This window comes from Ensifer sp. Root142 (assembly GCF_001426785.1).
Classification (GTDB): Bacteria; Pseudomonadota; Alphaproteobacteria; order Rhizobiales; family Rhizobiaceae; genus Ensifer; species Ensifer canadensis.
Genome location: NZ_LMFK01000004.1, coordinates 55477 through 73901, shown reverse-complemented (window position 1 = coordinate 73901; position 18425 = coordinate 55477). Strand labels below are relative to the sequence as shown.

Annotated in this window: 16 protein-coding genes; all 16 read right to left on the bottom strand. The window is 63.6% G+C overall.

What is annotated here, in order from left to right; genetic code table 11:
- Nucleotides 1-379: 379 nt before the first annotated feature.
- The gene (locus tag ASD52_RS07735; protein WP_057223777.1) at nt 380-1741 is read right to left on the bottom strand and encodes an aspartate aminotransferase family protein; all 1362 of its coding nucleotides are present in this window, start codon (nt 1739-1741) and stop codon (nt 380-382) included.
- Nucleotides 1742-1782: 41 nt separating this feature from the next.
- Nucleotides 1783-2226: a GNAT family N-acetyltransferase gene (locus tag ASD52_RS07730; RefSeq protein ID WP_057223775.1), complete on the bottom strand. Its 444-nt coding sequence runs from the start codon at nt 2224-2226 to the stop codon at nt 1783-1785.
- A 55-nt stretch (nt 2227-2281) separates the two neighbouring features.
- Nucleotides 2282-4237: a hydantoinase B/oxoprolinase family protein gene (locus ASD52_RS07725; RefSeq protein ID WP_057205873.1), complete on the bottom strand. Its 1956-nt coding sequence runs from the start codon at nt 4235-4237 to the stop codon at nt 2282-2284.
- Nucleotides 4230-6269 carry a hydantoinase/oxoprolinase family protein gene (locus ASD52_RS07720; RefSeq protein ID WP_057205871.1) on the bottom strand — a complete coding sequence of 680 codons (2040 nt, stop codon included), beginning with the start codon at nt 6267-6269 and terminating at the stop codon, nt 4230-4232. The genes ASD52_RS07725 and ASD52_RS07720 overlap by 8 nt, the downstream gene beginning before the upstream one ends.
- 125 nt (nt 6270-6394) lie before the next feature.
- The gene (locus ASD52_RS07715) at nt 6395-7366 is read right to left on the bottom strand and encodes a helix-turn-helix domain-containing protein (protein ID WP_057205869.1); all 972 of its coding nucleotides are present in this window, start codon (nt 7364-7366) and stop codon (nt 6395-6397) included.
- Nucleotides 7367-7606: 240 nt separating this feature from the next.
- On the bottom strand, nt 7607-8974 hold the full coding sequence (locus ASD52_RS07710; protein ID WP_057212684.1) for an amidase: 1368 nt from the start codon (nt 8972-8974) through the stop codon (nt 7607-7609).
- Nucleotides 8975-8985: 11 nt separating this feature from the next.
- Nucleotides 8986-10206, bottom strand: coding sequence for an extracellular solute-binding protein (locus tag ASD52_RS07705; protein WP_057212682.1), 1221 nt, complete (start codon nt 10204-10206; stop codon nt 8986-8988).
- Entirely contained in the window at nt 10203-11282 is a 1080-nt protein-coding gene (locus tag ASD52_RS07700; protein ID WP_057205863.1) for a GTP-binding protein, read from the bottom strand. Before ASD52_RS07700 ends, ASD52_RS07705 begins: the two co-directional genes overlap by 4 nt.
- Nucleotides 11275-11607: a hypothetical protein gene (locus tag ASD52_RS07695; RefSeq protein WP_057223772.1), complete on the bottom strand. Its 333-nt coding sequence runs from the start codon at nt 11605-11607 to the stop codon at nt 11275-11277. Before ASD52_RS07695 ends, ASD52_RS07700 begins: the two co-directional genes overlap by 8 nt.
- Nucleotides 11608-11666: 59 nt before the next feature.
- Nucleotides 11667-12548, bottom strand: a complete 882-nt coding sequence (locus ASD52_RS07690; protein ID WP_057223770.1) for a polysaccharide deacetylase — start codon at nt 12546-12548, stop codon at nt 11667-11669.
- Between the two features lie 91 nt (nt 12549-12639).
- Nucleotides 12640-13746: an ABC transporter ATP-binding protein gene (locus ASD52_RS07685; RefSeq protein WP_057205859.1), complete on the bottom strand. Its 1107-nt coding sequence runs from the start codon at nt 13744-13746 to the stop codon at nt 12640-12642.
- A 74-nt stretch (nt 13747-13820) separates the two neighbouring features.
- Nucleotides 13821-15053 carry an extracellular solute-binding protein gene (locus tag ASD52_RS07680; protein WP_025429661.1) on the bottom strand — a complete coding sequence of 411 codons (1233 nt, stop codon included), beginning with the start codon at nt 15051-15053 and terminating at the stop codon, nt 13821-13823.
- A gap of 80 nt (nt 15054-15133) precedes the next feature.
- Complete coding sequence (locus ASD52_RS07675) at nt 15134-15907, bottom strand: SDR family NAD(P)-dependent oxidoreductase (RefSeq protein WP_057223768.1); 774 nt, start codon at nt 15905-15907, stop codon at nt 15134-15136.
- Nucleotides 15908-15921: 14 nt separating this feature from the next.
- Complete coding sequence (locus ASD52_RS07670) at nt 15922-16668, bottom strand: 3-oxoacyl-ACP reductase family protein (RefSeq protein ID WP_057223767.1); 747 nt, start codon at nt 16666-16668, stop codon at nt 15922-15924.
- Nucleotides 16668-17513, bottom strand: coding sequence for an ABC transporter permease (locus ASD52_RS07665; protein WP_025429658.1), 846 nt, complete (start codon nt 17511-17513; stop codon nt 16668-16670). The genes ASD52_RS07670 and ASD52_RS07665 overlap by 1 nt, the downstream gene beginning before the upstream one ends.
- 2 nt (nt 17514-17515) lie before the next feature.
- Nucleotides 17516-18415: an ABC transporter permease gene (locus ASD52_RS07660; RefSeq protein WP_025429657.1), complete on the bottom strand. Its 900-nt coding sequence runs from the start codon at nt 18413-18415 to the stop codon at nt 17516-17518.
- Between the last annotated feature and the right edge of the window lie 10 nt (nt 18416-18425).

The window sequence follows — 18425 nt, the reverse complement described above, 5'->3', positions numbered from 1 at the left end:
TGAACGCGTGTCAATCTGCGTCTTTTCGCTACGACTAAGGATGAAGAAGCGGTCGAGGACAGGCATCATTGCTGAGGCTTCGATCGCCGGCGGCGCGGATGCCAATGGCTGGAAGCCGGCTCAATGAAGGCATCGCAGCCATCAAGATCTCTGCGATTGCAGCGACTTGGGGGTACGGCAAACGGGACTGTCGAGCGCGAGCTGCAGCCGACCGGGTCGCTGTTCGTCGGATATCGGTTCTGATCGAAGGGCGATGGCTCACAGGTATGGTCGCCACGTCATGGCGGCCTCTGGCGTTCCTGATTTCGTCGTCGTGAAGACGCCCGCAGCCCGGCGTACCGTGAGCCCGCACTATGATGCGGGCCCGATGCCGGGATGCTTATGCCGCCGCCTGCCTACCGAGTTGCTCAAGGCTCGCCTCGACGATATCGAACATCTCGTCGATCTCGGCGGCGGTGATGATCATCGGCGGGCAGAAGGCGATGGAATCGCCGATGTTGCGGCAGATCAGGCCGTTCCTCTGCAGGATCGCACCAACCCGCGCGCCCGTTGCGCCTGCGGCCGCCCCATCCGCCGCCTCGAGTTCGAGCGCACCGATGAGGCCGACGCCGCGCGCTTCGACAGCCAGCGGATGCCGTTCGAGCGCATTGAGCCGACCGAGGAAATGCGGCGCAAGACGGCGGACATTGCCGACCAGGTCCTTCTCCTCGATGATCGCCAGGTTTTCGAGCGAGACTGCAGCGGCGACCGGATGGCCGCTGGCGGTAAATCCATGCCCGAGCGCACCGATCCGATCTGCCTCATTGGCGATCGGCTCGTAGACGTTGTCGTTGATCATGAGAGCCGCGATCGGCTGATAGGACGATGACAGCTGCTTGGAGAGCGTCATGATATCCGGCCGCATGCCGAAGGTCTCGGATCCGAACATGTTGCCGGTGCGCCCGAAACCGCAGATCACCTCGTCGGCAATCAGCAGGATATCGTATTTCCGCAGCACGTCCTGGATGGCCGCCCAATAGCCCTCCGGCGGAACGATGACGCCGCCGGCCCCCATAACCGGCTCGCCGATGAAGGCGGCGATCGTCTCCGGCCCCTCCTCGAGGATGAGCGCCTCCAGCTCTTCTGCACAGCAGCGCGAAAAGGCAAGCTCATCCTGCCCCGGCTCCGCACCGGTGCGATAATGCGGGCAGGTCGTGTGCAGGATGTTGGGAAACGGCAGATCGAACGATCGATGGTTGTTGGGGAGGCCCGTCAGGCTGGCGCTCAGCGCCGTCACGCCGTGGTAACCCTTGATGCGCGAGATGATCTTTTTCTTTTCCGGTTTGCCTAGCGCGTTGGAGCGATACCAGACCAGCTTGATCGCTGTATCGTTCGCCTCGGATCCGGAGTTGGCGAAGTAAACCTTGGACATCGGCATCGGCACCGGCGCCATGCCGACCAGCTTCTCCGCCAGATCCGCCACCGGCCCGTGCGATTTCTGCGAGAAGGTATGATAGTAGGGTAGCCTCGCCATCTGGCTGCGCGCGGCTTCGACCAGCCGTTTCTCGCCGAAGCCGACGGCCACGCTCCAAAGCCCGGCCATGCCCTCGATATAGCGCTTGCCGCTGCTGTCGAAGACGTGGATGCCCTCGCCGCGGTCGATGATCAGCGGCCCTTCCCGCTCCAGCTTGCGCGGATTGGTGTAGGAATGGAGATGGTAGGCCATGTCCCGCGCTTCGGTGGAATTAGGCTGTGCGGTCATCGGCGTCTCCCGTTTTGATGCATGATCACTCTGGTGCGTGGTTACAAGGCGATATCATAGGTCAGCCAATCCGTTCTGGTGGCCAGCTGATCATAAAGGCCGCGAGCCCGGTAGTTGTTGTCGCGCGTGATCCAGCGGATGACGGACCAGCCGCGCTCTCGCCCGATATCGGCAACGGCGCGGATCAGCGCCGGTGCTGCGCCGCTGCCGCGCGCCTCGGGCGCAACGAAGAGATCGTCGAGAAAACCCCCGCGCGCCGCCATCAGCGGCCGGATATATTCGCGAAAATGGGTCAACCCGATCGGGCGACCCGAGCCATCGAGCGCCAGCCGGCATTCGAGCTGGCCGTCGCGGATCCAGCTCCACACCCGATCCCGCATCTCGTCGGTCTGATCAACCCCGTAGAAGGCGGCAAATCCCGCATGAAGCTCGTTCCATGCGGACCTATCGGCCTCAGCGGCCGCAACGATCGTAACACCCGCCATGACATCCCCCCGTATTCGGGTAGGCGAACCGCCCACCCACCAAGCATTTGCGTTGCTACTGCCAGGCAGCCACTGAGCGTTTGCGATACATGTTGCGAAACTGTTCGGTGGAGACGGGTAGCAGATCGCCCGTATCCCAGTCGAGGATCACGGCATAGCGGCGCACCGCGTCGAGCGCATTGATTTCCCCCGCCTTGAACTTTGCCGAGACCTCGGCCGGATCTGCGCCCAGCCAACCCAACCGGTCTGCCCGGATCTGTCGCCGCAGTTCGGCCGTCGCGGTGGCATCGATCTCGTAGGCGCAGATTTCCGGATCGACGGGATCGATGACGACGCCATAATCCTTCGCCGCCCGCTCGACCGAGACGTAGTCGTCGATGACATCGGCCAGCACCCGTTGCGGATCGCGCTCGAGCGGATCGCCGAAGCCGCCGCCGCCCGCGGTCGGGCGCGAGAAGACGTCCCCCGCCTCGATTGCCACATCGGAGAAAGTAGCGCCGAGCCATTCCGTCTTGCCGGTCTTTTCACGGGTCAGCGTTAGCCCGTGCGGCATCGACGGCAGCCCGCCCTCGATGCCCCAAACGATGGCGCGCTCGCGGTCGCAGATATAGGAAATGACGGTATTTTCGGCTTCGAGCATGCGGGAAGTCTTGAGCACACCGGCACCGCCGCGCCACTTTCCGGGGCCGGCAGAATCCGTCAGCACCTCGAACTCGGTGGTCAGGATCGGATTTGCCCGTTCCTGTCCCTCGACCGGCTGGGCCATCAGGCCGGTTCCGAAGCAGGCCGTCGTCACATTGCAGCCGTCCATGCCGTTGCGCCCGCCCCAACCGCCGGGAAGCCAGTCGTAGAACATGAAGATCGGCTTTTCCGCGGCGCGTGCATCACGCCCGCCGGTCAGCAGGTATTCGAGGTTGAAGGCACAGGCGATGGCGCGCTCCGGGATGATCTTCGACCAGATCTCGTAGATCGCGTTCATGATCTTCTCGAAGGGCATGAGGAAGCCGGTGACGGCCACCGGCCACTTCGCATCGACGATCGAGCCTTCGGGCGCGATGATTTCGAACACCCGGTAGAAGCCGCTGTTGAGCGGCAGGTCGGGGAAGAAGGTCTTCATCCCCGCGGCGACCGCCGAGAAGGTCGCGCCGAAGGCGGAATTGTAGATCGAGCCGATGGTCGGGTGGCTGCCGGTGAAGTCGTAGATCGCCCGGTCACCCCTAATCGTCAGCTTGACCTTGATCGGGATCATGCCCTCGTTGCCCGCCGGATCACGGTCGATGAAGTCCTGCGTTTCCCATTCGCCGTCCGGCAGTGCGGCGATCCGCTGGCGCATGGCGCGCTCGACATAGTCCTGCACGGCGCCGAGCCCCTGTTTCACCGTGCCCTCGCCGTATTTGCCGACCAGCCGCAGGATCTCGCGCTCGCAGACCTGGGTCGCCTGCGCCTGGGCATGGATGTCGCCGATGATCGAGGCGGGGTCGCGGGTGTTGGAAGCGATGAGGTGGGCGACATCCTTGCAGAACCGCCCCTTGTCGAACAGGCGGATCGGGGTGATGCGCATCCCCTCCCTGAACATCTCCTTGGCGGCGACATCAAAGGAGCCTGGGACGCTGCCGCCGAGATCCGACCAGTGTCCGTTCGACTGGCTGAAGGCGATGATCCTGCCGTCGACGAAGATCGGCCGGATCAGCCGGACGTCGTTGAAATGCGTGCCGCCGGCATAGGGATCGTTGATGGCGTAGACGTCGCCGGGATGCATGTCGCCATCGAAGGCGCGGATGACGTCCTTGCAGGTGAAATGCAGGGTGCCGACATGCACCGCGATGTCTTGGTTGCCCTGAGCGGCCGAATTGCCTTCGGCATCGTGAAGGGCACTGGAGAAGTCGCGGTTGTAGATGACAAAGGAATAGCAGGTTCTCAGGATCTGCTCGGCCATCTGATCGACGCTGGTGATGAAGGAGTTCTTCAGGACCTCGAAGGTCACCGGGTCAAGGTTTTGCTGTTCAGACATTCGCTTCACCTTCGATGCGGATGATGATGTTGAGATAGGTGTCCACTTCCGCGGTCGTTCCCGGCGGGACGACGACGGTCGAATCGAGTTGCTCGACGATGGCAGGGCCCTTGAAGACGAACCCTGCGGGCAAGGTTTCGCGATCGTAAACGGGCGTATTGAGCGCGGCCTCGGCTTCAAACCATACGCTCCGCCGCGTCTTCGGCTCGGGGATCACTCCCGTCGGCTCGTGGCGTGCCAGCGACGCCTTCGGCACCATGCCGACGGCCTTCAAGTTGATGCGGAACAGGCTGACCGGCGTTTCGTCGCGACGGAAATTGTATTCGCGCTGATGCTCACGGTGGAAGGCTTCGACCAGCGGCGCGATGTCGGTGACCGGCGCTGGTGCGGTGACGGAGAGCGAACGCCACTGCCCGAGATACATCATGTCGATGCTGCGCTGGAGCACCACGTCCTTAGCCGCGACACCTTCATGGGCAAGCCGCTCCGATGCTTCCTGTTCGAGGCGGAGGAAGGCCTCTTCGATCGCCGTTGCGTCGGCGTCGGCGGCCGCCTTCAGGTAGCTTTCGGAAAAATCGTGCTGCATGTCGACGAGCAGGCAGCCGAGCGCCGAAGTGACGCCGGGGTTCGGCGGAACGATGACCGCGGGGATCGACAGTTCGCGAGCGATCGCCGCGCCATGCAGGGCTCCGGCACCGCCGAAGGCGACGAGCGCAAAATCGCGTGGATCGTACCCACGGCTGATCGAGATCAGCCGCACCGCGTCCGACATATTGGCATTGGCAACACGGATGATCGCATCGGCGGCCGCATGCGGCTCTAGCCCGAACGGCTCGGCGACCCCTTCGCGGACGGCCTCGAGGGCAAGGTTCGCGTCAAGCGTGATCTTGCCGCCGGCAAGGCTGGTACCGAGGCGACCGAGCACGACATTGGCGTCGGTGTTGGTCGGCTGGCGGTTGCCCTTGGCGTAGCAGGCAGGGCCCGGACTGGCGCCGGCCGATTGCGGACCGTTGCGCAGCGATCCCGCCTCGTCGGTCCAGGCGAGCGACCCGCCGCCGGCACCGATCGTCAGAACCTCGATCGAGGAGAAGCGGATCGGATAGCCGAATTCGATGAACCAGTCCTTGGTGATGCGCGACTGGCCGTCATAGGCGAGCGACACGTCGGTCGATGTGCCGCCCATGTCGAGCCCGATCGAATTGCGGAAGCCGCAGAGCTCGGCGATGTATTTGCTGGCGATAGCACCGGCAGCAATGCCGGAACCGGCAAGCCGTGCGGCAAAGTCCTCGACGCTCTTCGGGGTCATTACCCCACCGCCTGTGTGCAAAAGCAGAAGATCGCGTTCATAGCCTTCCTGCTGCAGCCGCTTGCCGAGCCGCGATGTATAGTCGACGACAACGGGGCTTAAGGCCGCATTGGCGACGGTCGTGGAGAACCGCTCATGCTCGAAGATCTCGGGCAGGACTTCCGACGAGGTCGACACCGGCACGCCGGGCATCACCTCCATCAAGATTTCCTTCATGCGGCGCTCGTTGGCGCCGTTCATGAAGGCGTTCATGAAGCAGACGGCGACGGCCGCGACATTGCGGCGCTTGAGAATGCGTGCGACCTCCCGGGCCTCGTCTTCGTCGAGCGTGGCGACGATCCCGCCCTGCGCGTCGACACGCTCCGTCACCACCAACCGGTCGCGCCGCGGCACATAGGGCGGCACTACGTCCTTGTAGGTATCCCAGAGGTCTTCCTTGTTGGCGCGGCGGATCTCGATGACGTCGCGGAAACCTCTCGTGCAAACCATCGCCGTGCGCGGCAGGCGCCGCGTGATCAGGGCGTTGGTGGCAACGGTGGTGCCATGCGAAAACAGCGCCACCTTCGACAGGTCGATGCCGGCTTTTTCGACGCCAGACATGATCCCGTCGATCGGATCGGCGGAGGACGACGTCTTTTCGACCCGGATCCGGCCCGTGGTCTCGTCCATGATGCAGATGTCGGTAAAGGTGCCACCGACATCGACCGCAACTCGAAGGTTCTGCAAAATCCGTCTCCTGTCTTTCATCCGTTTAAAAGCGGGCATCCGTTGAAAATCGGGCAAGGCTTCGCCCTTCGCCCGGTCGGGCGTGCGACCGCCTCACGTCTGTCTGGGGTTTGTCGCCGTCCGGCTCAGCCGGGGCTGCTCGGGCTCGTCAGATGGGAGCGCTCGCGCGCTTCGCTCGGGCTGTAGCCGAAATGCGCCTTGAAGTGGCGGCTCAACTGCGCGTGGTCGCTGAAGCCGAGTGCATAGGCGATTTCCGAAACCAGCTTGCGGCAGGTGGGATCGCGCAGCATCTCGTCGCAGCGCAGAAGCCGCTGGACCCGGATCCAATGGCACACGGACGTGCCCTGCCTCTTCATCAGTTGGTGCAGGTAGCGCACCGAGATGCCGCAGGCATCGGCGATCACCTGCGGACCGAGATCGGCCCGGGCGAGATTGGCGCGAATGTAGCTCTCGACGCGATGCAGGTGGCCGACCTGAACCGAGCCTGCGTCCGACGTCAGCATGCGTTCGTCGGAGATCAGCGACATCGCGAGGATATCGACCAGGTGCTTGCCGGTCATGTCGCGGGCGGGCGCATCCATCTCGACAAGCCGCGGCGCAACAAGCCGGATCATGTCGACGAACAATGCGCCGGTGCCACGGGTGGAATCGAAGCTGAGCGACGCGATACGTTCGGGAAGGCCGACACGCGGACGCAGCGTGGCAATCGGCACCTTCAGCACCCAGAGCGTGTTCTTGGCCGTATAGCTGAATTCGTACGGCAGATGGCTGCGCTCGACGAGGAAGGCCCCCGGCTTGCAGCGCACTGCCTTACCGGCCTGCTCGAAGCTGATCTCCGCCGTCTCCGGCACGGTGATCAGATAGCTTTCTTCGCGCTCATGCAGCAGGTGCCGTTTCTGTCGGCGATAGAGCAGCCCGTCGGATTCAAGCCGCGACAGCGATACCGCGCCGAGATCCCAGACGTTCAACTCGCCGGAAAACTCCGCCGAGTTCTGGAAGCGCAGATCGAGCGGGAAGTAGGTGCTCGATACCGCCTCGTCCCAATAGCGCTTGCGCTCGAACGCAACCGTGCCTGCCGTGGAATAACTCACGTCCATGCGAAGCTCCCATCCAGTCCGCCGTCCGTCTGCTTCAGCTGTTCCCGTGTTGCCAAGGCGACGGCCGATCGCGGCCTATTCTTCCTGACCGGCTGCCTTGAATGTCGCGGCCTCTTCAGGGCCTTTGCGACCGGCGTTTCCGGAAGGTCGTCAAGCAGTAGACTATCTCTTTCCCGCCCCGGCTAGTCGCAAAGTGCGCTCGCTCTTGTCGGTAGGCGTAGTTTCCGAGCGACCTGCCCCTCAATCGGCACGAACGATTGCCTCGGCCGCAAGCGCCATCGACAACAGATGCGCATCGTGATGCGGCTGGGCGGAAAGCAGCAGGCCGACCGGCATACCGGCGGCGCCAATGCCGCACGGTAGTGAGACGCCGCACCAGTCAAGGAAATTGCCGATCGAGGTGTTGCGCAGGGTCCGGGCGTTGGTTTCGACGAACAGGGCGTCGTCATTGAGAAGCGGCGCCGTGGGTGGCGCCACATGGGCAACGGTGGGATAAGCGACAAGCTCGTTCGACCCAATATGGGCGGCGATCTCGGCGATCAGCGCCTCCCGCGTGTTTAGCGTCTCGACATAATCGGAGAGGCTTATGTTTTGCCCGAGCCGGGCCCGTGCCACGACGCGCTGGTCCATCGATGCCGCCTGCGACCCTTCGAGCCGGTCGCGATGGAGCGCGAAGGCCTCGGCCGTGACCAGCGGTCCGTGCCGCGCCATGGTCTCGAAAATGCGCTCGAATGCCGGAAACGGCTGGCGGCGCACACGGGCGCCGGCGCGCTCCAGCCGCCCGAGTCCGGCTTCGAAAGCGGAAACGACACCGTCTTCGGCACCGTCGAAAACCACCGTTGTCGGCACCACGAGCGACAGGCCATCGAGACTGCCCCGCCGGATTTCCGGCGCGGGCAGACCTCGCATCGCCGCATCGACCCAGACGGCGTCCTGCACCGTCCGGCAGAGGGGACCGAGCGAATCGAGGCTCTTGGCGAGCGGAAAGACGCCACGCATGGAATAGCGGCCGCGCGTCGCCTTGTAGCCGACGATACCGTTGAAGGCGGCCGGAATGCGGATGGATCCGCCCGTATCCGTGCCGATCGAAACCGGCACGAGGTCGGCGGCTACGGCGGCACCGGAGCCGGAGGACGAACCGCCCGGCAGGCGGTCGACATCGCGCGCCCGCGGATTGCGCGGCGTGCCGTAATGCGGGTTGATGCCGAGCCCGGAGAAGGCAAATTCGCTCATGTTGACGCGACCAACGCTGACCATGCCGGCATGGCCGAGCGCGGTCACCATCGCCGCGTCCTCTTGTGCCGCCGGCGCGTCCTTCAGCACCACCGATCCCGCCGTCGTCGCCACGCCTTTGATGGCAAACAGGTCTTTCCACGCAACGGGAATTCCGTCGAGCAACCCAAATGAACGGCCGGCGGCGATGCGCCGGGCGGAGGCCTCCGCCTCCCGCATCGCCCGCTCCGGCAGAATCGTGGTGAAGATCGCTTGGTCGTCGTGACTGCGGATCCGCTCAAGCGTCCAGCGTGTCAGCTCACGCGGATCGAGCGCACCGGACTGCAGCAGCACTGACAGCTGCGCGATCGACCGTCCACTGAAGTCCTGCGTCATCCCGTTTCCCTCTATCGTTCGACCAGCTGCATCCAGCGGCGAACCAGATAATTGTGCTCGTCCATGGTGGTATTCCAGACCGCGATGCAGTTGGCGCGCTGCCAGTAGGAGCCGCCGCTCCTGACCGATCCTGCCCGAATGCGTATGGTGCCGTCCGGGCCCGGCAGGTCGCATGCCGCCGGCAGGCCGCCGTACCAGTAGTCCCATTCGGCCACCGACATGAATTGCCTCGAACGCTCCGGCGTCGAGATGTAGTAGCCTTGCCGCGCCACGACCGAGCCCGGCCAGCCGGATATCCACCAGTTGAGATACTCATAGGCGACGTCGCGCATGCGGCCCGACAGATGGCGTGCGAGACACAGGCCGCCATGCCAGGCACGATATCCCTCAGCCGGCACCGCCTGTTCCACCGGAACGCCCTGGCCGTTGAGGATGCTGATGCCCGTCGACCACATGCTCTGGATATCGGTCTCGCCGCGCACCATCAGCCGCGCTGCATCCTCGGCCGTCCGCCAGAAGGCGCGGAAGTAACCATTCTTCTTGCGCTCTTCCAGGAGCCCGATCAGCCGGTCGATCTCGTCAACAGTCATGGCGCCGATATTGTCGAACGACATCAGGCCGGATGCCTGCGCGGCAAGGGCTGCATCGAAGATACCGATCGCCGGCTCGTCGACGAGGGCTGCGCGTCCGGCCCAGCGCTCGTCGAGCAGCGCCGCCCAGCTGTTCATCGAAACCGTATTGGGGGCAACGTCGGTCCTGTAGGCGAAGCTGTCGAAATTATGCGTCGTCGGCAGCATCGAGATCGTGCTCGACGGCGTGTCGCCCAGTTCGAGATTGGGCTGCACGAACAGCTTCTTGACCGGCGCATCCCCCTGCCCCAGCCTGGCATTCGGGCCGATATGGCCGGTCTTCGTCAGATCGTTGATCTGGTCCCAGAGCGCGATGCGGCCAATCTCGATCGGCTGGATCGCCCGCCAGTACCAGACGATATCCAGATTATGGAAACACTGGTCGTAGATGTCGTAACTATCCGGCTCCTGCGCCGCCTTGTGCTGAGTGGTCAGGAAGTCGTTGTTGTCGAATACGACCTCGATGCCGAGATCGGCCTCGGCGCGAACCCGCAACTCCTCGAGCAGAGAAATCGCCGTGCCAAGCACGCGCAGGCGTGGGCGACCGGAGAGATGGAGGGATGGCGTCGCCATCGTCGCTTGGTCAGGCAGGTGCTTGTTCATGAAGACGACTGACGTTCCTGAAGACTGCGTTTCGGGACGGCCGCATCCTCGACGGAGGACCGGTCGAGGGCAAAAGCCTCGAACGACCGTTTCAGCAGTTCGACATCCAGACCGTCAACAATAAACACGATGCGCGAGCGGCGATCTTCGTCCGGCCAGCGCTCCATATGAACAGGCGTGTGGACCAAATGCTGAACGCCATGAATGGCGACAGGGCGCTCCTCGCCTGCGATGTTGAGAATGCCCTTCACCCGCAGCACCTTCTCGCCGTGACGGTTGAGCAGCATTGTCAGCCAGAGGCCGAAAGCCGTCCAGTCGATGGCGCGCTCCACGGTCATGACGAAGGAGGTCACCGCGGACTGGTGCACGGAGCCTTCCGCCGTTGCCAATTGAACCGGCGCCTCGCAATAGAAACCGCTGGTCGATTGCAGCGCGGCGGCGCGCAGGCCGAGGTTCTCGTCGACAAGCTCGGCAACGGCGAAGGACAGATCGGTCGCCATCAGCAGCGGCGCGTCCGGATTGATGTTGCGCAATTTCTCGACAAGACGGGCGACATCGGCCGGCAGCGCCAGATCGGCCTTGGTGACGACCAGCCGGTCTGCAACAGCAGCCTGCCGGTTGGATTCGACATAGGTGCCGAGTTGGCCGAGCCCGTTGACGGCATCGACGGTGGTGATGACGTTGCCCGGGCGGAAATGGTGGCGCAGCACCGGGTCGGATTTGATCGTCGACAGCACCGGGAACGGATCGGCAAGCCCGGTGCTTTCGACGACGATGCGGCGGAAAGGCGGAACCAGCCCGCGCTCCCGCTTCGAATGCAGATCCTTGATGGCATCGGCAAGCTCGCCGCGCACCGTGCAGCAGAGACAGCCCGATTGTAAGAGCACCATGGTATCGTCGATGCGCTCGACAAGATGATGGTCGAGCCCGACCTCTCCGAATTCGTTGATGAGGACCGCTGCATCCGAAAGAGCCGGATCGGCGAGCAGTCGCGCAAGCAGAGTCGTCTTGCCGGAGCCGAGGAAGCCCGTGAGCAGGTTGATCGGGGTCAGCAGCGGGATCTGCGGCTCAGTCATCGATCGCGGCCTCAGCAGCAGTAACCAGGGCCACATCGAGCGGATCGCAGGGACGGCCGCAAAGCCGTTCGGCGGCCGGCCAGAGATGACCGAGATCCTCGATGATCTCAGTCTTGCCCGTCCGTGTGGACAACACGAAGGACGCGCCCTGCCAATCCGAGATTGTCAGACCGAAGCGCGCCAGCATTGTGTTGGCGATGCGCACCCGGTTGGCGCGCTCGCGCCTTCGATCGATGCGCTCGACATTGCGGGTATAGACGCCTGGCCGCGCCACCGCATCGGCCCAGTGTTCGTTGCCTCCAAGGACGCCGCAGAGAGAGCACATCGTTTGATCCAATCGGTGTAAAAAGCGGGGACGGCGCTCGGACCGCCCCCGTCAGTCGCTCACTTCTTGCGCGGGAAGCGCTTGGCGAAATCGTCGGCGATCTCGTTCATGGTCACGAACTTCACGCCCGGATGCTTGATCATGTGGGCATAGAGCCGCTCCAGCATCATCAGCACCTGCGGCCGCCCGGCAACATCAGGATGGATCGTAATCGGAAAAACCGCATAGTCCATCTCGCGATAGACCCAGTCGAACTGATCACGCCACATCTGCTCGATGTCGCGCGGATTGACGAAGCCGTGGCTGTTCGGGGCCTTCTTCATGAACATCATCGGCGGCAGGTCATCGAGATACCAGGAGGCCGGAATTTCGATGAGATCGGTCTCCTTGCCGCGCTGCAGCGGCACCATCCATTCGGACGGCTTCTTGGAGTAGTCGATCTTCGTCCACTTGTCGCCGACGCGGACATAATAGGGCGTGAAGTCGTCATGCATCAGCGAGTGATCGTACTTGATCCCGCGTTCCAGCAGCAGCTCGTTGGTGACGTTGGAGAACTCCCACCATGGCGCGACATAGCCGGTCGGGCACTTGCCCGAGAGCTTGGTGACGAGATCGATGCTCTTGTCGAGGACTTCGGTCTCCTGCTCGCGCGTCATGGCGATCGGGTTTTCATGGGTGTAGCCGTGAATGCCGATTTCGTGGCCGGCGTCCGCCACAGCCTGCATCTGTTCCGGGAATGTCTCGATCGAGTGGCCGGGAATGAACCAGGTGGTCTTGATGCCGAAGCGTTCGAACAGTTTCAACAGTCGCGGGCTGCCGACCTCGCCGGCAAAAAGGCCGCGCGAGATATCGTCGGGCGAATCCTCGCCCCCGTAGGACCCGAGCCAGCCGGCGACCGCGTCGACGTCGACGCCGAAGCTGCAGAGGATTTCCTTGGCCATGGTATGTCTCCTTCGTGTTTTCTCTTCTCGTAAGTCAGAGCGGGATGCGGGCGGAAAACCGCACACATTGTTCCTCATCCCGCTCGCGTGATCAGGCTGGGATGACCGTGGCTTCGCCCGGCTGCCAGCTCAAAAGAATGTCCGCGCCTACGGGGAAGGCGTCGGGCTGGTACTTGTCGACATGGGCTTCGAGCGAAACGGTGCGTCCGTCCGCAAGTCCCGCCGTCAGGTGGGATACATGGCCGACCACGTCGAAGCGGCGCACACTGGCGCTGACGACGTTGCCGCCGACCGCATGGGCAATCTGGTCACGCGAAACCAGGGCCGCCGGATGCACCTCGATCGCTTCGGCCGGGATGACGACATTGACCCGTGACCGCTTGGAAAGGGCCCCGTTCGGCCGGCCGGAAAGCTGCCCGAGCGGCGTCGAAACCAGCGTCCGGTCGTCCGATGCGCCTTCGACTTCGCCCTGGAAGATCGTGTTGTTGCCGATGAACTGGGCAACGAAGGCGGTGTTTGGCCGGGTGTAGAGCTGGTGTGGCGGGCTGATCTGCTCGACCCTGCCCTGGTTCATCACCACGATACGGTCGGAAAGCGCGAGCGCCTCGGACTGCGCATGGGTGACGAAGACGAAGGTGACGCCGAGCGTTTTCTGCAGCAGCTTCAGTTCGTTCTGGATCGCCTTGCGCAGATTGGCGTCGAGCGCGCCCAGCGGCTCGTCGAGAAGCAGAATATCCGGTTCAACGACAAGACCGCGGGCAAGCGCGATGCGCTGGCGCTGGCCGCCGGAGAGCCGGTCCGGCTTCTTCTCGGCGATGTCCTCGAGCCCAAGCGTTGCCAGGATACGATCGACCTTGGCGTCGCGTTCGGCTTTGGCCATGCCCTTGACGTCGAGCCCGTAGCCGACATTGCGGCGCACGGTCATGTGCGGAAAGAGCGCGTAGCTCTGAAAGATCATCGACGTCGGCCGGTGTTCCGGCCGGATGTCGTTCATACGCTTGCCCTTGATCAGCATCTCGCCGGAAGAGATCTGCTCGAAGCCGGCGATCATGCGCAGCGTCGTCGTCTTTCCGCAGCCGGACGGGCCGAGGAACGCGATGAACTCGCCCTTGGAAACCGACAGGTTGAAATCGATCACGGCGGGGGTGCCGTTGTCGTAGACCTTGCCGACATTGTTGAGTTCGAGGTCGAAGATCACGGTCGTTCTCCGGTTCTAATAGCGGATGCGTTGGGGGAAAGGCCGGGGCGGGTTTGCGCCCCGGCCGTCCTTCATCAGGCGTTGAGGAATTCGTCCCACTTCTGGATCAGGTGGTCGTATTCGTCCGGCCACTGGTGCCAGTAGGCGACGTTCTTGGCGCGTTCTTCGAGCGAGCCGCCGTCGCGCAGGTCGCCTTCCTTGATGCCGCGCTCCTCGGCGCCGACCCAGGGTTTGCCCTCGTACCAGAAGGCATATTTCTCCGGCGCCATGACGTTCTTGATGTTGGTCGACGGCGAGTAGTAGCCCTGCTCGGAGACGGTGATGCCCGGCTCGCCCGAAAGCCAATAGTCGGCATAGGCAATGACCGCCTCCTTGTTGGCAGTGCCAGCAATCATCGCCGGACCAATCGCCCAACCGCGATAGCCTTCCTTCGGCACGGCGTAGCGGCAGGGCTTGCCCTGCGCCTTGACCGCCATGACCGCCGGCTGCCAGGCGTCGCAGACGACCATTTCGCCCGACGCCATGAGGTTGACGAGTTCACCGAAATCGCCCCAGAGCGCGCGGAACTGGCCTTCCTTCTTCTTGGAAATCAGGAAGGCGGCAGCCTCGTCGATTTCGGCTGCGGTCGCATTGCCCGGGTTCTTGACGTCGGAAAGGCCGAGCGAGTTCATCGCCATCATCGCCTGGCCGATCGCGATCAGCGGGTCGGTGTTGATGCCGGACTTGCCCTTCCACTTCGGATCGAAGATCGCGGTCCAGCTGTTGGCCTCCTCGGCCGACAGCACATCGGGATTGTAGCCGATCGAATCGTAATTATAGACGGCGGGCACCATGTTCAGCGCCGTCTGGCTTTCATCGGTCCAGATCTGGCCGATGATCTGGGCGGAGCGATCCCACTTGTCGCTGGCCGTCGTGAACGTATCGCGGATGTTGGCCCAGTTCTTCAGCGCCGAAGCCGGGATGGGCTCGACATTGTTGGTCATGACGATCGACGGCAGACGCTCGGCGATGATCTCCCAGCAATCATAGTCCTTGGAGCCGGAGAGGATCTTCGTCTGGGCGTCCGGAAAGGTCGCCGCCGTACCGGAGGTGCCGCCGACGCCGGCAGCAGCCTTGAACTGCTCGAGGATGCGCTCCTGAACGGTGACCGAAAGACCGATGGTGCGCAGCTGCTGGCCCGCCAGATCGGCGGCCTGCGCGAAGGCGGCGCGCGACGACAGGAACGGCGTGCCGCCGCCCATCGCCAGCGCCATCATCCCGGCGGACCGTTTGAGGAGGGAGCGGCGATTGAGTTCCATATTTGGCATTGTCTCTTCTCCAGTTGTTGTTGTTCCCCGGAGCCCGTTTGCCACGCGCCCCTTGTTCATTCGCCGCGGTGCGCGGCGTTTCAGTAACGCCCCACCAGGAGGCCCCCATCCACGACCAGCACCTGGCCGGTCATGTATCTCGCGCCGTCGGATGCCAGGAACGCGATCACGTCGGCGATATCCTCAGGCGTTCCGAGCCTTTTCATCGGGATGAAGGCGGCAGCGGCTTCCGCGCCGTCAGGCCCGAGCGAGTTTTCCTCCGAAAGCAGCTGGGCTGTGCGGATGTAGCCAGGCGCAACGCCGTTGACGCGAACCCCGTCGCCGGCAAGCTCAACGGCAAGCCCACGCACTAGACCGACGACGCCGGACTTGGCGGCGGAGTAATGCACGTGCTCGTCCCAGCCATAGGCAACGCCCATGATCGAGGAGAGCGCGACGATGCTGCCCTCGCCGCGCTGGCGCATGCCGGGTGCGACGGCACGCGCCAGTCGGAAGATGCCCTTGAGGTCGATGTCGAAGGTCAGATCCCACTTGTCGTCGGTCAGCCTGGCAAGCGGGGTGCGATGGGCAATGCCGGCATTGGCGACGACGACATCGATGCGACCGTGGCGTTTTTCCAGATCAGTGACCAGCGCGTCGGTCGCCGACGTCGAGCGGACGTCGTAGTAGGCGAACTCGGCGGAGCCGCCGGCATGCCGGATGGCGTCGACCGTGGCCGATGCCTCACGCTCGAGAATATCGGTCACGACGACATGGTCGCCTTTGGCGGCAAAAGCTCTGGCGGTCGCCTGGCCAATGCCGATGCCGGCACCGGTGACGATGACAATGCGGGACGTCTTGGGAGGATTTTGCATTTTCATCTTTCCTGTCAGAGCATCACGTCGCCGGAGTTCGGTCCGAGCGTCTGGCCGACGAACAGGCTCGCCGACGGCGAGGCCAGAAACGCGACCGTCGCGGCGATTTCGTCCGGCTCGCCGAAACGCCCGAGCGGCAGCTGCGCCTTCTTGGCGGCCCGCCAATCCTCGGACAGCCCCATGACGAGCGGCGTGTTGATAGGACCGGGCGCGACCGCATTGACGCGCACGCCGCGGCTCGAAACTTCGCGCGCGAGCGCCTTGGTCATGCCGATGATCGCAGCCTTGGCCGACGAGTAATGCACGAGCTCGACGCCGCCGATCTGGCCGAGCTGCGAGGCCATGTTGACGATAACGCCCTCGCCGCGGGCAAGCATGGCCGGCAGCACCGCCTTGGTCATCAGGAAGGTGCCGCGCACATGCACCGCAAACATCCGGTCGAAATCGGCGACCTCGAGATTCTCGAACAGCGCCTGATGGGCGATGCCGGCATTGTTGACGAGCAGCGCCACGGGGCCGTGGAATTGCGCTGCCTTCTCGGCCGTCGCGGCGACGTCGGCTTCATTTGAGACGTCGCCTGATATCGCGAGCGCCACTCCGCCGGCAGCAGCGATCTCGTCTGCAACCGCTTCGCAGCGCTCCGGCGACAGATCATTGACGACGACGGCATAACCGTCGGCCGCCAACCGAAGCGCGATGGCGCGACCGATGCCGGAACCGGCACCCGTGACGATTGCCGAACCAAGAGCCGAGCTGGCCATCACGCCTCCTCCTGGATCGCCATACGCTTGGCGCGGCGCACCGAAAGCATCATCAGCGCCGCATAGGTGCCGAGCAGCGCGAAGGAGAACAGCGTCGTCAACACGCCGAAGGCAAAGACGTTCGGATGCACTTCGACGGAGAAGGTGCCGTAAATTGCCAGCGGCAGCGTCAAGTCGCGGCCGGAAGCGAAGAGCGTGCGCGAGAACTCGTCATAGGAGAGCGTGAACGCAAAGAGCATGGCGGAGAGCACACCGGGGAAGATCAGCGGGAACGTCACCTTGCGGAAGGTGCGCGCCGGCGTGACCCCGAGCGACCAGGACGCCTCCTCCATGCTCGGATCGAAGCGGTTGAAGATCGCCAGCATCACCAGGAAGGCGAAGGGAAAGGTGTAGACCACGTGCAGAACGAAAGCGGTGCTCCACCAGTGGCGGTCGACGCCGAGCGTATTGGCGACGAGCGCCATGCCGAGACCGACCAGCACGCCGGGCACCATCATGCCGAGAACGATGAGGTAGAAGACCACGCCCGAGCCGCGGAACTTGCGGCGGAAGGCCTGGGCCGCCGAGACCCCCAACACCGTCGAGACGATCATGGTCATCACCGCCAGCCCCAGCGAGCGGACCAGCGCCTGCTCGATCGGCAACGGTGCGATGCGCGACGGCGGCGTCAGGCCGAAGAGGTGCTTGTACCAATAGGTCGACCATTCGATGATCGGAAACTGCGGCCCGCCTTCCGGCCCCGTCTGGAAGGACAGGATGGCAAGCACGACGAGTGGGCCATAGAGGAAGACGAGGAAGAGCGCTGTGTAGGCGCCAAGGCTGAGTTTCATGCCGCTGGCATTCATGATCAGAGCTCCTTCCTGAGATCGACGACCCTGAGCAGCGCGGCCACGACCGCGCCCATCAGGATGGTAAGCACGACCCCGGCGACCGCCGCGAAGGCCCATTTCAGCGAACCGACCTGGGTGACGATGATGTTTCCGAGCAGGTTGACCTTGCGGCCGGAGAGGGCGGCCGAGGTTGCGAATTCACCGAGAACCATGACGGAGACGAAGATCGCCCCGACGACCACGCCCGGCATCGACAGCGGCAGGATGATCGTGCGGAAGATCCGCCAGAAGCCGGCACCGAGATCCTGCGCGGCCTCGATGATCGAGGTGTCGATACGGCCGAGCATGAAGGCGATCGGACCGACCATGAAGACGCAGTAGATCTGGGTCATGCCGATGATCACCGACAGTTCGGAAAACAGCAGCACCTCGATCGGCGCGTCGGTGATGCCGAGGTTCATCAGGATCATGTTGATCGCGCCCTCCTTGCCGAGCATCGGCCGCCAGGCGAGAACGCGGATCAGGAACGAGGTCCAGAAGGGGATGACGCACAGCACCAGAAGCACCGTCTGCAGCGCCTTGTTCTTGACGAACAGCCCGACGAAAAGGGCTGCGGGATAACCGACCAGCACGGTGGCAACGAGCACGATCAGCCAGATGCGCACCGTCGTCCACAGCGCCCCAAGATAGGTGTCGCTGGTGAAGAAGGTAATCCAGCTTTTCAGCGTCAGCGTCGGTTCGATCGTGAAGGTCGTCTGCGTCCAGAAGGAGACATAGACCATCATCAGCATGGGCAGGACGAGGAACAGGGTCATCCAGATGACACCGGGTGCCAGCAGCCAAAGCGCTTTTCCCGGTGGTTTCTTCTCGGCGACGGTCTCTGTTTCCGTCTGCTCCGCAACGGCCATCATGCTCATCTCTCATTCT